This window comes from Parahaliea mediterranea (assembly GCF_017255185.1).
Taxonomy (GTDB): Bacteria; Pseudomonadota; Gammaproteobacteria; order Pseudomonadales; family Halieaceae; genus JAFKCZ01.
This window is the reverse complement of sequence record NZ_JAFKCZ010000006.1, coordinates 18,788-33,382: the sequence shown is the minus strand read 5'-3', so window position 1 is coordinate 33,382 and position 14,595 is coordinate 18,788. Positions and strand designations below refer to the sequence as shown.

The following is a 14,595-nucleotide window of genomic DNA, read 5'->3' as shown; positions in this document are numbered from 1 at the left end:
GCGTGTGCGTTTCAGGTCGGGCCGGGCTCGTCCCGGGGAACCAGCTCGATGCGGTACATGTGGGGCCAGCGCTTGCCGGTGACCCAGATGGCGCCGTCGGCGGGATTTTGGGCAATGCCGTTCAGGACGTCGGTGCCCGCAGTGCGTTCACTGTCGGGCAGCAGGCCGGTCAGGTCAAGACGGGCGGTGACATTGCCGCTCTCGGGGTCGATGATAACAATCTCGTCGCTCTGCCACACGTTGGCCCACACCTTGCCGTCGATCCACTCCAGCTCGTTCAGGCGGGGCACCGCTACTCCGCCGTCGGTCACCCGCAGCGAGCGCGTGACCCGTCCGGTGGCCCGGTCCATGAAATGCAGGCGCTCGCTGCCGTCGGAGTAGATCAGCTGCTCGCCGTTCCAGGTGATACCCCAGCCCTGGGTGGCGATGCGCAAGGTCTCCAGGGGCTGCAGGTTATTGCGGTCCCAGACGATCATCAATCCCGCGCGCCAGGTGAGCTGGTAGATGCGGTCCTCCACCACCGCCAGGCCCTCGCCGAACAGCCGTGGGTGCAGCTGCCGCGCGGTGTCCAGCGCGCCGTCCTCGAGGCGGTAGCGCAGCAGCCGGGATTCGCCGTAGCCGCCGGTGCTGAGGTAGAGGTCGCCGTCAACGATCTGCAGGCCCTGCACAAAGTGCTGGCGGGATTGGGGCTTGCTCTCCAGGACACGGTAGCCGTAGCTGGTCTGGGCGCTGGCCGTGGCGGGCAGCCAGGCGAGCAGCGCCAGGGTCAATAGCGTGTTGCGTGCGGTCATAGGCGGTTGCGTCCCAGGTCGCGAATCGGGAAACGGGCCGGCGCCAGGGCCCGGGCCAGGTGGCGGTCCAGCGGCGGCGGTTCCCCGCAGGCCAGGCTGGCCACCAGCTCCGCGGCCAGCGGTGTGGACGTCAGGCCGCGGGAACCGTGTCCGATGTTGAGGTACAAGCCGGGCACAAACGCGCCGAAATGCGGGATGTCCCGGCGCGCGTTCTGCCGCAGTCCGGCAAAGCGCTGCGTGAGGGCGCCCAGGTCGGGCGCCGGGCCGGCCAGCGGCAGGTAGTCGGGGGTGGTACAGCGAAAGGCCACCCGGCCCTCCAGTGTCGCGGCATCCAGTTCGGCCAGCGCCCCGGCCCAGGCGGGCACCGCCCGGCCGAGAGTGTCCAGGTTGTGGCGATGATCGGCGGCGCGCGCCGCCACGCAGTCGTCCCCCAGGTTGAAAGTGGCGCCGATACAGTGCCCGCCGGCCGTCGCGGGGGCGATATAGCCAGCGTGGCAGAGTACGGTGCGCAGGCTGTTGAAGGGCGGGCCGGCGGGCAGTTGGGTGGTTTGGCCGCGAATGGCTTGCAGCGGCAGCCAGTCCAGGCCCTCGAAGCCGGCGCTGTGCCCGGCGCAGGCGATCACCGCGCAGTCGGCCGTCGCCAGCAGCTCGCCGCCGGGGCCCAGGGCCTGCCACTGGCCGCCGGAGCGCCGCAGGGTGGCGTCGCCGCAATCCTCGATGAGCGTCACACCCTCGCGCCGCGTCCAGGCCTGGCACAGCGCCGCCGGGGACATCCAGCCGGAGCCGGGGAACCAGTAGCCCGCGGTCTGTTGTTCAACCCCCAGGCGCGCGCTGGCCTCGGCGGCCTCCAATACCTGTGCCAGCTCCGGGGTGTCCGCCAGCAGGGGCGCCAGGGCATCGAGTTCCTCCCGGTCCCGGTGCTGGTGAAAGCTGCCGCACAGTTCGCCGTCGCGGCCGCTTTCCAGCTCGCCGCCGGCGAACATCGCCGCATACGTCCGGCTGGCGTGGACGAAGCTGAGCAGGGCGAAGTCGGTGAGCGCAGAGTGGCGGCGCGACAGGCGCGTGTACAGCATGCCCTGGGCATTGCCGGAGGCGGCGCCGGCCAGCCGGCCGCGCTCCACCAGGGTGACGGGGATGCCGCGCCGGGCGAAGGCCGCTGCGGTGGCGCAGCCCGCCAGTCCGGCGCCGATCACCAGGGCGCTGCGCGGCGCCGGCGACCGGGTCTCCGGCAGGTCCCAGGGGGTGCCCGCCGGCAGCGTGCGCTCCGCGGGCCGTTCCAGCCGGCCCAGCAAGCGTTCGCGCTTGCGGCCAAATCCCGGTCCCTTGCGCATGGCGAAGCCAGAGGCTTGCAACGCGCGCCGCACCGCCCCGGCGGCGGTGAACGTGGCAAGGGTGGCACCGGGCTGGCTGAGCTTCCCCAGGTGACCCAGTAGCGCTTCCTGCCACATGCCGGCGTTGCGCGCCGGAGCGAAGCCGTCGAGGAACCAGGCGTCCACCAGCGGCAGGCCTCGCTGCCGCAGGTCCGCCAGCGCCTCGCCGGCCTCCGCCCACCACAGGTCGAGGGTGATCGCGCCGCCCTCGAATTGCAGGCGGTGCACCCCGGGGACCGGGGGCGGGTAGGCGTCTTGCAGGGCCGCGGCGAAGGGGGCGAGCTCAGGCCAGTGCGCCAGCGCCTGGCGCAGTTCCGGTGCCCTCAGCGGGTATTGCTCCAGGGAGAGGAAGTGCAGTCGGGGGCGGGGCAGGGGCGCGGCTTTCCAGGCCTGCCAGGCGAGCAGGAAGTTGAGGCCGGTGCCAAAGCCGGTTTCGCCGATCACGAAGGTGTCCCGCGGGTGGTCCCGCCAGCGTCGCGGCAGGTCATTGCCCTCCAGAAAGACAAAGCGGCTCTCGGCGAGGCCGTCGTCGCGGGAGTAGTAGATATCGCCGAAGCGGGCCGAGCCGGGCGTTCCCTGGGGTGTCCAGGTGAGGTCGGCGCGGGGCATGGGGCGCCAGGGAAGGTTATCGCGTCGCATCAGGGCAGAAGGGCAACAGTGTGGTGCAAAATGGGCGGTCCCGCCGGCTGAACGAGACGCGATGATAGCAAAGCGGCCCCCGGGGGGACACCGGTACTCCCCGATGGGCCCCCAGGGCTCGCTGGCGTTTGCCCGGCACAGGTATTAGACTTGCGGCCTTTTAGGCTCCGAACAGGCACCGAGATCGCCATGGCGCAACACCAGACCCAAACCATCCCGCGGGAGAAGTTCCTGCTGATGTCCGTCAACCTGCTGCACAGGGCGCTGCTGGAGACCAACCGGACCCAGGCCAAGAACCTGTATCGGGAATTGTCCGAGGGGCGGGCGGTGCACCTGACCAACGTGCAGATGGAAGACCGTTCCACGGTCCGCTTCGACCTGTCGCTGGACCACAGCGAGTACCGCGGCAAACTCAATTTCGGCACCTTCCGTACCAGCTTGACGGTGCTGATCGCGCGCCTGTCGGACGCACTGCGGGAACAGCGCAATATCACCGTGTTCACCGCTGAAAACGACCCCAACGTGATGATTTTCGGCGTGACCGGCGTTACCTGGCAGGACGGCGAACCCAGCGTGCTGGTGCTGGGGGCCGATTCGGGCGCCGGCCAGCCCTCGGTGATGCTGAAACTGATGTACCTGGACCACAGCCAGTTCGGCGAGCCCGGGGAAGGGCTTGCCGATGGTTCCGCGGAGAACTCGGTAGATAGCCCCGAAGTGGCCGGCGCGGACAGCCCGGCAGCTGGCGGCGAAAACAGCTAGGGCGCGATGCTTGCGGCGGGCTCCGGCGGTAACGCCACGCTGAGCTTCTCGCCCGGCGCCATGACCTCCGCGCTGCCGCTGGCCACGACCTTGCCGTGCTGGTTGACGGCGCGGCAGTCGATACTGACCCATTGGCGGCGGCTGCGCTTCTCGGTCACCGTCAACTCGATGGTGACAGTGTCCCCGGGCTTCACCGGCGCGCGAAAGCGCAGTGACTGGCCCAGGAAAACGGTCCCCGGGCCGGGCATTTCCAGCGCCAGCGCCGCCGATATCAGGCCCCCGGTTAGCATGCCGTGGGCAATCGGCTCGCCGAAGGGGGTGGATGCGGCGTAATCGGGGTCGAGATGCACCGGGTTGACGTCGCCGGTCGCGGCGGCGAACAGCTGGATGTGTCGTTGCTCAATGGTGCGGGTGTAGCTGGCGGTCTGGCCCACCTGCAGTTCATCGAAGGTAAAATTGCCTTGCTCTGGCATACGGGTTAATCCGGGTAGTCGGGGGGGCACAATCATAGCGAAGGGAGAGACATCACTCCATGACCGAGGAATCAACACAGGCGCTGCTGGCGCGGGTAGCGGGTGAGCTGGGTATCGCCACCGAGGTGGATGTCGAGCGTTTCGACAACGTGGTGGCCATGGCGGAGCACGCCTTTGCCGAGTTCCGCGACTTCCCCGCCTTCTCCAGTCTCGGGCACACCCTTACCTTTGGCGATCTCGATGAGTTGTCGTCGCGTTTTGGTGCCTGGCTGCAGCACTGCACAGACCTGGAGCCGGGCGATCGCATCGCGGTACAGATGCCCAACCTGATCCAGTACCCGGTGGTGACCCTCGGCGCCCTGCGCGCCGGGCTGGTGGTGGTCAACACCAACCCGCTGTACAGCGAGCGGGAGATCGAGCACCAGTTCAACGACGCCGGGGTGAAGGCGCTGGTGGTGCAGGCCAATGTGGCCCAGAACGCCGCCAATGTGCTGCCGCGCACCGGCGTGAAATATACCGTGGTCACCGAACTGGCCGACCTGCACAAGCCGTTCAAGCGCTTTGTGATCAACAAGGTGGCCAAGTACATCAAGAAAATGGTGCCGCCCTTTGATATCCCGGGTGCCGTGACCCTCAATGACGCCCTGGAAAGTGGTTCCAGGCATCGCCTCGAGCCGGTGCCGCAGATGCGCGACAGCCTGGCCATGCTGCAGTACACCGGCGGCACCACCGGTGTGGCGAAGGGCGCCATGCTGAGCCATGGCAATCTGGTGGCCAATGCGCTGCAGGTGCACGAGGTGCTCGACACCCACCCGATCGGCGACGAGCCCCAGACAGTGGTGCAGCCGCTGCCGGTGTACCACATCTACGCCTTTATGACCGCGCTGTACTCCATGGTCAACGGCTCGCACATGGTCCTGGTGCCCAATCCCCGGGATCTCGATTCGGTGGTCGCCGCCATTCGCGACTACAAGCCAACCATGTTCTGCGGGTTGAACACCCTGTTTGTCGCCCTGTGCAACAACGAGACCTTCCGCAAACTGGACTTTTCCAGCCTCAAGGTCACCTTGTCCGGGGGCATGGCGCTGACCCATGCCGCCGCCGAGCGCTGGGAAGAAGTGACAGGCTGCCCGGTGGCCGAGGGCTACGGCCTCACCGAGACTTCCCCGGTGGTGTCCACCAACCCGGGGAACCGCATCGTGCTCGGCAGCATTGGCGTGCCGGTGCCGAACACCCTGGTGCGGATCGAGGACGACGACGGCAATATACTGCCGGTGGAAACGGCGGGAGAGCTGTGCGTCAAGGGGCCCCAGGTGATGCAGGGTTACTGGCAGCGCCCGGACGAGACCGCCAAGGTGATCGACGCCGAGGGCTACTTCCGCACCGGGGATATCGCCAAGGTCCGCGAGGACGGCTTCCTGCAGATCGTGGATCGCAAGAAGGACATGATCGTGGTGTCCGGCTTCAATGTGTACCCCAACGAGCTTGAGGACGTGCTGTACAAGCACCCGGACGTACTGGAGTGCGCCGCGGTCGGGATACCCGACGAAACCACCGGCGAAGTGATCAAGATGTTCGTGGTCAGCAAGTCGGGCAAGCTCACCGCCGAGGAAGTGCGCGAATTCTGCCGCCGCAGCCTCACCGCCTACAAGGTGCCCAAACTGGTGGAGTTCCGCGGCGAGCTGCCCAAGACCAACGTCGGCAAGATCCTGCGCAGGGAACTTCGCGACAAGCCCTGAGGACCGGCGGCGCGGTATGCACGAAACGGCCAAACAGGACAGCGCGCCGGAGCGCCGGGTTCCCGCCCTCAGCTTTCCCGCCGAGCTGCCGATCGCAGAGCGGCGCGAGGAGATCATGGCGGCCATTCGCGATCACCAGGTGGTGATCGTGGCCGGGGAAACCGGCTCGGGAAAGACCACCCAGCTGCCCAAGATCTGCCTGGAGCTGGGTCGCGGCCGGCGCCAGCGTATCGGCCACACCCAGCCCCGGCGCCTGGCGGCACGCACCGTGGCGCAGCGCATCGCGTCCGAGATTGGCACGCCCCTGGGCGAGACGGTCGGTTACCAGGTGCGATTCAACGACCAGGTCTCCGACGCCAGCGCGATCAAGCTGATGACCGACGGTATCCTGCTGGCGGAGATCCAGCGCGACCGCCTGCTGCGCCAGTACGACACCCTGATCATCGACGAGGCCCACGAGCGCAGCCTCAACATCGATTTCCTGCTGGGCTACCTGAAGAATATCCTGCCCCAGCGGCCCGACCTGAAACTGGTCATCACCTCGGCCACCATCGACCTGGAAAGTTTCTCGCGGCACTTCGACGACGCGCCGATTATCGAGGTATCCGGCCGCACCTACCCGGTGGAGACGGTGTACGTCGATCCGGCCGAGGACCGGGACCAGGGCCTGCAGGCGCAGATCGTCAACCTGGCGCTGGATATTGAGCGCGGCCGTTTCGGCGAGCGCGGCGATGTGCTGGTTTTCCTCCCCGGCGAGCGCGACATCCGCGAGCTGGCCAAGGCACTGCGGCGTGACACCGAGTTGGAAATCCTGCCACTCTACGCGCGCCTCGGGCAGTCCGAGCAGCAGCGGGTGTTTGATCTGTCGCGGCGGCGCGGTACCCGGGTGGTGTTGGCCACCAACGTGGCCGAGACCTCGGTGACCGTGCCCGGTATCCGCTACGTGATCGATCCCGGAGAGGCGCGCATCAGCCGCTACAGTTTCCGCACCAAGGTCCAGCGCCTGCCCATCGAACCCATCTCCCAGGCCAGCGCCAACCAGCGCAAGGGCCGCTGCGGGCGGGTGGCGGCGGGGGTGTGCATCCGCCTGTACAGCGAGGAGGACTTCGAGCGCCGCCCGGAGTTCACCGATCCGGAAATTCACCGCACCAACCTCGCCGCGGTGATCCTGCAGATGCTCAACCTGCGCCTGGGCGAGTTGCGCGACTTTCCCTTCATCGACCCGCCAGACGCGCGCATGGTGCGCGACGGCTACAAGTTGCTGGAGGAGCTGGGCGCGGTAAGCCCCGCCGGCAAGCTGACCGCGGTGGGGCGGCAGATGACCCGCCTGCCGGTGGACCCGCGGCTGGCGCGGATGATCCTGGCCGCCGCGGAGGGCGGCTGCCTGGCGGAGGTGCTGGTGGTGGTCAGCGCGCTGTCGATCCAGGACCCGCGGGAGCGCCCCGCGGACAAGCGGCAGCAGGCCGACCAGGCTCACGCCCGCTTCCGCCACCCCAAATCCGATTTCCTCGCCTGGCTGGCGCTGTGGCGCTACTACGAGGAGCAGCGCCAGGCCCTGAGCCAGAACCAGCTGCGCAAACTGTGCCTGCGGGAGTTTTTGTCCTTCATGCGCATGCGTGAGTGGCGCGACATTCACGGCCAGTTGCTGATCGCCTGCCGACAGCAGGGCCTGAAGCCGGCCAGGGAGCTGCCCGCGGAGGAAGACTACGCCGGTATTCACAAGGCGCTGCTGGCCGGCCTGCTCGGCAATATCGCCCAGTATTTGGAGGGGCGGGATTACCTGGGGGCACGCAACCGCAAGCTGCAGATCTTTCCCGGCTCGTCGCAGGCGCGCAAGCGGCCCAAGTGGCTGGTGGCCGCGGAAATTGTCGAGACCTCGGGCGTGTACGCCCGGGAAGTGGGCGGCATCGATCCGGCCTGGGCCCTGGAGGTCAACCCGAGCCTGCTGAAGAAGCACTACTACGAGCCCCGCTGGCAGGCGCGCAGCGGCCGCGCGGTCGCCTACGAGCGGGTGACGCTCTACGGCCTCACCCTGGCCGACAAGCGCACCGTGCACTACGGCCCGATCAACCCGGTGGAGTCCCGCGAGCTGTTGATCCGCGAGGGCCTGATTGGCGACAAGCTGAAACCGCCGCCGGCCTTCCTCAAGCACAAACAGCGCCTGGTGCGTGAGCTGGAGGACCTGGAGTCCCGGGCCCGGCGTCGCGATATCCTGGTGGACGAGGAGGTGCTGTTCAATTTCTACGACGAGCGCCTGCCGCCGGAGGCCTGCACCCTCAAACACCTGAACAGCTGGCTGAAATCCGAGCCGGGCGCCGATGCCGCGCTGCGCGTGCCGCGCGACCTGCTGTTGGCCCGCGACCCCGGCGCCGACCTGGGGGAGCAGTTTCCCGACCATCTGGAATGGCAAGACCTGAAGTTGCGACTGAGCTACCAGTTCGAGCCGGGCAAGGCCGCCGACGGGGTGTCGGTCACCGTGCCGGTGGGCCTGCTCAACCGCGTGCCGCGCCACCGCTTTGACTACCTGGTGCCGGGGCTGCTGCGGGAGAAGTGCATCCAGCTGGTGAAGGGGCTGCCCAAGCAGCAGCGCAAACACCTGGTGCCGGTGCCCGATTACGTGGATCGCGTGCTGGCAGACATGCCGGTGGATGACAGCGACCTGCTGCAGGCGCTGGCCACGGGCCTGTCGCGCGTGGCCGGGGTCAAACTGCAGGCCTCGGATTTCGACAGCGCCCGCGTGGACGACTTCTACCGCATGAATGTGCGCGTGGTGGACGCCGAGGGCAAGCTGCTGGGGCAGGGGCGGGACCTGCCGGCGCTGGTACAGCAGTTTCGCAGCGATACACGCGATACCGTGGGCGCGGTGGGCGACGATTCCCCGGTGCGCGACAAGGTGACCCGCTGGGACATTGGCGCACTGCCGCGGGAGTGGCGGGTGCGCCAGGCGGGGGTGGATATCGTGTCCTATCCCGCGCTGGTCGATAGCGGTGAGTCCGCGGCGGTCGAACTGCTGGACTACCCGGGCAAGGCCTGGCTGGCCCACCGCCGTGGCGTGCTCAAGCTGGCGCGGCTGCACAACGCGCAGCAGGTCAAATACCTGCGCAAGCAGTTGCTGCGCGGCAACGATAGCAATCTGGCCCTGGCCGGCGCCGGGCTCGAGCGCGGGGCCTTGCTGGAAGACCTGGTGGACGGCGCGTTCGCCCAGGCCCTGGAACTGGACAGTGAGCTGCCCTACGACGAGGCTGGTTTCCAGCAGCTGCTGCAGCGGGGCGGGGCGCCGGTAGTGGAGGCCGCCAACGAGCTGGAGACGCAGCTACTGAGCAGCCTGGTGCCGCTGGCCCGGGCCCGCGAGCGGCTGGCCCGCCTCGGCGACGCCCAGTGGCGCGAGGCCCGCGAGGATATCGAGCGCCAGCTGGCGGCCCTGCTGGCGGAGGGTTTCCTGCGCGATACCCCCGCGCAATGGCTGGGGCAGTACCCGCGCTACATGAAAGCCCTGCTGCAACGGGTGGAGCGCCTCGCCGGTCAGCTGGAAAAGGATCGCCGTCACACGGCATTGCTCGCGGACCTGTGGCAGCCCCTGGACGCCCAATCGCGGCAGCGCGGCGGACTGCTGCTGCTCAGCGAGCCCGCGCGGCGCTATCGCTGGATGCACGAGGAATTCCGGGTGTCCCTGTTCGCACAGCAGCTCGGCACGCGCATGCCGGTGTCGGAAAAACGCCTGCGCGAACAGTGGGAACAGGTTGCCCAGTGGCTGGCGGCGAATCCGCATTAGGCGCTTTGTTAAATATTACCAATCCCCGTTCCGGCGCCAGGAAACTTCCACTCTGATACTGTGTCTGATCGTTACGGAAGCGCTGCCGCTTCACACAGGGTATGGAGCTTTCGAAACTTTGCTAAAAAATACATAGACTTACAGGGATTACATCATGGCTCACCTCAAGAAACCTCTCACGGCCGCACTCGGCGCGGCGTTCCTGGCCAGCGCCATTGCCCCGGTCGTATCCGCGGAGTCCAACCCCTTTTCCGCCCAACAACTGAGCGGCGGCTACGACCTCGCCAGTTACGACAAGCACAAGGAAGGCAAGTGTGGCGAGGGCAAGTGCGGTGACAAGAAAGCCGAAGGCAAATGCGGCGAAGGTAAGTGCGGCGACAAGAAAGCCGAAGGCAAATGTGGCGAAGGCAAGTGCGGCGACAAGAAAGCCGAAGGCAAGTGTGGCGACAAAAAAGCCGAAGGTAAGTGCGGTGACAAAAAAGCCGAAGGCAAGTGCGGCGAAGGGAAGTGCGGTGGCGCCTGATGCCGTCCGCATTGCCTGAGATCCGCGGCGCGGGTCTCGGTTTGAGGCGGGCCCTGTTGGGCCCGCTTCTGTCTCAACAGCCCGCCCAGATCGATTTCCTGGAGCTGGCTCCGGAAAACTGGATCGGAGTCGGCGGGCGCATGGGACGCGGCCTCAGGGAACTGGCGCGTCGCTACCCCCTGGCGTTTCACGGCCTGTCCCTGGATATTGGCGGGCCGGACCCGCTGGATATGGACCTGGTGGCCGCGGTGCGGGCATTCATGGATGAATTCCAGGTGACCCTCTACAGCGAGCACCTGACCTACTGTGCCGCCGAGGGCCATCTCTACGACCTGCTGCCCATTCCCTTCACCGAGGAAGCGGTGCGCTATGTGGCCGACCGCGTGCGCCAGGTGCAGGACGCGCTGGGCCAGCCGCTGGTGCTGGAGAATGCCTCCTACTACGCCCAGGCCCATCGCGACCTCGGCGAGAGCGAGTTCATCAATGCGGTGGCGGCCGAATCAGGCTGTGAACTGCTGCTGGATGTGAACAACATCTACGTCAACAGCATCAACCATGGCTACGATCCGGTGGACTTCATGGAGAGCCTGCCCCTGGACCAGGTGCGTTATCTCCATGTGGCCGGGCACTACGACGAGGCCCCCGATCTCAAGGTGGATACCCATGGCGCCGACGTCATCGACCCGGTATGGCAGCTGTTGGCTCACGCCTACGCGCTGCTCGGACCGGTACCCACCCTGTTGGAACGGGATTTCAACCTGCCGCCGCTGGAGACGCTGCTGTTGGAGGTCGACGAGGTGGTCCGCCGCCAGGCCCTGGCCACCGGCGGCGGGCGGCCCGCGCGCACGGCCGGAGGGGTGAGCTGATGTCGGCCCTGCGCGAGGCGCAAATGACCATGGCCCGCTACCTGCGCAACCCGGAAGCGGCACCGCCGCCCGCGGGTATCGAGGCGCGCCGCCTCAAGGTGTATCGCGAGCTGGTTTACAACAATATCGAGGGCTTTATCAGCTCGGGCTTCCCGGTGCTGCGCAGCCTCTACGACGACGGTGAGTGGCAGGGCCTGGTGCAGTCCTTTATCGACAACCACCGCTGCGGCACGCCGTACTTCCTGGAAATCAGCCAGGAGTTCATCCAGTACCTCGCCGAGCGCCACCGGCCGCGCCCCTGCGACGCCCCCTTTGTCGCCGAGCTGGCCCACTACGAGTGGGTGGAGCTGGCGCTCGACGTGGCCGGGGACGAGCCGCCCGCGGCGCCGGCGGCGGATATCGATCCCCTCGAGCGGCGACCGCGACTGTCCCCGGTGGCCTGGCTGTTGAGCTACACTTTTCCGGTACACCGGATCGGCGCCGCCAACCGGCCGCGGGAATCGACCGGGCCGACCTTCCTGGTGGTCTACCGCGACCGGACCGACGCGGTCGGTTTCATGGAGCTGAACGCGGCGACCGCGCGCCTGCTGGAGCTGGTGCGGGAGGACGACGGGCGATGCGGGGCGGATCTGCTGGCGCAACTGGCGGACGAGTTACAGGCGGAGCCCGCCGCGGTCCGCGACTTTGGCGCCGAACAATTGTCGCAGTTCGCGCGGCGTGGCGTGATCGGATTTTATTGAGGGGAGTTGCCCCCGGCTATTGTGGGGCGTAACATCTGCCCCGGTTTTTGGAAGCCCCCTTATGCGTAGTTTGATTCCACTGTTGTTTGCCCTGACGGCGCTTGTCGCCTCGCCGCTCCGCGCCGAGGACAACCCGCCGGCCCCGCGTTCCGACAAGGACCCGCTGGAGTCCGTGAACCGGGCGATTTTCGAGTTCAACAACGACCTCGACACCTATCTCCTGCGCCCGGTGGCGCGGGGCTATCACTTCGTGATGCCGGATTTTGCCGAGCAGGGCGTGGGCAACTTTTTCTCCAACCTCTACGATGCCAACGCCGCGATCAACGCCCTGTTGCAGGGCCGCGTGGGCAGCGCCGCCCGGGTCAGCGGCCGCTTCCTGGTCAACTCCACCCTGGGGGTCCTGGGTTTCTTCGACGTGGCCACGCGCACCGGCCTGACACCCTACAACACCGATTTTGGTCATACCCTGGCGATCTGGGGGGTGCCCGAGGGGCCCTACCTGATGGTGCCCCTGCTCGGGCCGCGCACGATGCGCAGCGGCACCGGCAGCGTCGTCGACGTTTATGCCTCGCCGCAGTCCTATATCGACAATGTGCGCTTGCGCAACTCCCTGTACGGCCTCGAGATCATTGACAGCCGCGCGCGCCTGCTGGATGCGGAAGATTTGATCTCCGGTGATCGTTATATCTTTGTACGGGACGCCTACCTGCAGCAGCGCGAGGTATTGGTCAACGATGGCAAGGTGCAAGACAATTTCTCCGATTTTGGCGAGGACGGGCTGTGGGAAGAGGAGTTCTAGCCCGGAGTCCCGCGGTTCGACGCCCCCCAAACTGACCCCGGGGAGCCCGGCCCCGGGAAACTGTGAAATCCTGCCCAAAGGTTGCCGGTTTCAGTTGCCTGTGGACGCCAAGGGGCGTAGTGTCCTCCCCCATATTTCACCCGCATTGACATGATGGCCTCCAACGGTAACGTGTTAGTAATCGACGATGACCCGAATCGTGCCCAGGGCCTGCGGGAGATCGTTGAGTCGGCGGGTTTTCGCGTGGAAGTCGTCACCGACGTCACCAATTCCCATTTTTCCCTGGCCGGCAACTCCGACCTGGACGTCATCCTGTGCGAGCTGGATCTCCACGGCGTGTCCTGGGGGGAGGCGCGGCGCACGCTGCGGGAAATGGATATCCAGGTACCGGCGATCATGTTGTCCGATCGCGCCGAGGCCAGCCAGATCATGACCGCCCTGCGCCTGGGCGCCAGCGATTTTTTCGTGCGCCCGGTGGAGGATGCCGACGCGCTGATCAAATCCATCGAGCGCTGCGTGCGCCAGCGGCAGTTGCGCCGGGAACTGGACGAATCGCGCCGGCGCCTGGAATCCGCCAACACCGAACTGCGCGGCGCGGTGAAGGTGCTGGAGCAGGACCAGCAGGCCGGACGCCAGGTCCAGCTGAGCATGCTGCCGGCCACGCCGCTGGTGCTGGACCACTACAGTTTCAGCCACACGGTGATTCCCTCCCTGTTCCTCAGTGGGGACTTTACCGACTACTTCACCGTTGGCACGCGGCACGTGGCCTTTTTTATGGCCGACGTGTCCGGGCACGGCAGCTCCTCGGCGTTCGCCACCGTACTGCTGAAAAACCTGTTCGCGCGCAAGCGCTCGGACTTCCTGCGCAAGAACGACGACACGGTGCTCAGCCCGGTGGCCATGCTGCACCGGGCCAACCTGGAGTTGCTGCGCCTGGATGTGGGCAAGTTCGCCACCATGGTGGTGGGCCTGCTGGACATGGAACGCAATACCCTGCGCTACAGCATCGCCGGCCACCTGCCGCACCCGGTACTGGTGTCCGGCGACGGCGCGCGCTACCTGCCGGGCGGCGGTTCGGCGGTGGGTCTTATGGAAGAGGCAGAGTATCAGGAGCACGAGGTGGCGTTGCCCGAGCGCTTTACCGTGGCCCTGTTTTCCGATGGAATCCTGGAGATTCTGCCCCGCGATGACCTGATCGGCAAGGAGGCTTACCTGCTGGAAGCCTTCGATCGGGAGGCGGAATCCCCGGAGGCAATGGTGTCGCGACTGGGCCTGCACGAGGTGGATGTGGCCCCGGATGACATCGCGGCATTGTTCATAACCAAGCGGGGTTGATGTGTCTCACGGCAGGATACTGGCCGCCAGCCAGGACGGCGCCTACGTCATTCGCATGGAAGGGGATGTGCGGCTCACCTTGTGCACCACCATCGACGAGTACATGCAGCGCATGTTCGCCGACCCGGAGTTTGCCAGTGTCTGGGTGGACTTGTGCGATACCGAGGGTGTGGATAGCACTACCCTGGGCCTGCTGGCCAAGCTGGCCCTGGAGGTACACGATCGCTTCGGTTTTCGCCCGGCGATCTACTGCTGCAGCAGCGGAATTATCCGCTTGTTGACCAGCATGGGTTTCCAGCGCCTGTTTGAAATCCACGAGGAAGTTTGCGGCACGCTGGCGGGCATTGACGAAATCCCCCTGGTCGAGGGTAGTGAGCAGGCGGTTAAGGACAAGGTGATCGAGGCCCATCGGGTATTGATGGGACTCAGCGAGGAGAACCAGGATCGCTTTCGCGACCTGATGGCGGTGTTGGAGCACAATTGAGGTTGCGCGGGGGGTAGTGGTCGAATGAATTCGACCCTACAGTTTGCCTGTGGTGTCTTTGGTCGAGTGAATTCGACCCTACAGTTTGCCTGTGGTGTCTTTGGTCGAATGAATTCGACCCTACAGTTTGCCTGTGGTGTCTTTGGTCGAATGAATTCGACCCTACAGTTTGCCTGTGGTGTCTTTGGTCGAATGAATTCGACCCTACAGTTTGCCTGTGGTGTTTTGGTCGAATGAATTCGACCCTACAGTTTGCCTGTGGTGTTTTGGTTGAATGAATTCGACCTGCCTGCGATGTATTGGTT

General features: G+C 66.3%; 12 protein-coding genes. 9 read left to right on the top strand and 3 right to left on the bottom strand.

The features are described 5' to 3' along the window. Nucleotides 1-11 precede the first annotated feature (11 nt). Entirely contained in the window at nt 12-791 is a 780-nt protein-coding gene (locus JYP50_RS08815) for a glutaminyl-peptide cyclotransferase (RefSeq protein WP_206560143.1), read from the bottom strand. Next, nucleotides 788-2,770 (bottom strand): bifunctional tRNA (5-methylaminomethyl-2-thiouridine)(34)-methyltransferase MnmD/FAD-dependent 5-carboxymethylaminomethyl-2-thiouridine(34) oxidoreductase MnmC, encoded by a 1,983-nt coding sequence (gene mnmC / locus JYP50_RS08810; RefSeq protein WP_206560142.1) that lies wholly within the window; start codon nt 2,768-2,770, stop codon nt 788-790. The genes JYP50_RS08815 and mnmC overlap by 4 nt, the downstream gene beginning before the upstream one ends. A gap of 219 nt (nt 2,771-2,989) precedes the next feature. Here mnmC and JYP50_RS08805 point away from each other — a divergent pair, with 219 nt between their 5' ends. Next, on the top strand, nt 2,990-3,559 hold the full coding sequence (locus JYP50_RS08805) for a hypothetical protein (protein ID WP_206560141.1): 570 nt from the start codon (nt 2,990-2,992) through the stop codon (nt 3,557-3,559). On the opposite strand, the gene JYP50_RS08800 is transcribed toward JYP50_RS08805, so the two are convergent. Then, nucleotides 3,556-4,032, bottom strand: coding sequence for a MaoC family dehydratase (locus JYP50_RS08800; RefSeq protein WP_206560140.1), 477 nt, complete (start codon nt 4,030-4,032; stop codon nt 3,556-3,558). The two genes, JYP50_RS08805 and JYP50_RS08800, sit on opposite strands and share 4 nt — an antisense overlap. 59 nt (nt 4,033-4,091) lie before the next feature. Here JYP50_RS08800 and JYP50_RS08795 point away from each other — a divergent pair, with 59 nt between their 5' ends. The 8 genes from JYP50_RS08795 (at nt 4,092) to JYP50_RS08760 (ending at nt 14,290) form a co-directional block, all read left to right on the top strand. Further along, nucleotides 4,092-5,771: an AMP-binding protein gene (locus tag JYP50_RS08795; RefSeq protein ID WP_206560139.1), complete on the top strand. Its 1,680-nt coding sequence runs from the start codon at nt 4,092-4,094 to the stop codon at nt 5,769-5,771. Nucleotides 5,772-5,787: 16 nt separating this feature from the next. Then, complete coding sequence (gene hrpA, locus JYP50_RS08790) at nt 5,788-9,543, top strand: ATP-dependent RNA helicase HrpA (RefSeq protein ID WP_206560138.1); 3,756 nt, start codon at nt 5,788-5,790, stop codon at nt 9,541-9,543. A gap of 154 nt (nt 9,544-9,697) precedes the next feature. After that, nucleotides 9,698-10,066: an HvfA family oxazolone/thioamide-modified RiPP metallophore gene (locus JYP50_RS08785; protein WP_206560137.1), complete on the top strand. Its 369-nt coding sequence runs from the start codon at nt 9,698-9,700 to the stop codon at nt 10,064-10,066. Further along, entirely contained in the window at nt 10,066-10,932 is an 867-nt protein-coding gene (locus tag JYP50_RS08780) for an HvfB family MNIO-type RiPP peptide maturase (protein ID WP_206560136.1), read from the top strand. Before JYP50_RS08785 ends, JYP50_RS08780 begins: the two co-directional genes overlap by 1 nt. Continuing rightward, nucleotides 10,932-11,672 (top strand): HvfC family RiPP maturation protein, encoded by a 741-nt coding sequence (locus JYP50_RS08775; protein ID WP_206560135.1) that lies wholly within the window; start codon nt 10,932-10,934, stop codon nt 11,670-11,672. The genes JYP50_RS08780 and JYP50_RS08775 overlap by 1 nt, the downstream gene beginning before the upstream one ends. A gap of 61 nt (nt 11,673-11,733) precedes the next feature. Further along, entirely contained in the window at nt 11,734-12,471 is a 738-nt protein-coding gene (locus tag JYP50_RS08770) for an MlaA family lipoprotein (protein ID WP_206560134.1), read from the top strand. 150 nt (nt 12,472-12,621) lie between these two features. Continuing rightward, nucleotides 12,622-13,806 (top strand): PP2C family protein-serine/threonine phosphatase, encoded by a 1,185-nt coding sequence (locus JYP50_RS08765; RefSeq protein WP_241262994.1) that lies wholly within the window; start codon nt 12,622-12,624, stop codon nt 13,804-13,806. Nucleotide 13,807: 1 nt separating this feature from the next. Beyond that, on the top strand, nt 13,808-14,290 hold the full coding sequence (locus tag JYP50_RS08760) for an STAS domain-containing protein (protein ID WP_206560133.1): 483 nt from the start codon (nt 13,808-13,810) through the stop codon (nt 14,288-14,290). Nucleotides 14,291-14,595: the final 305 nt, after the last annotated feature.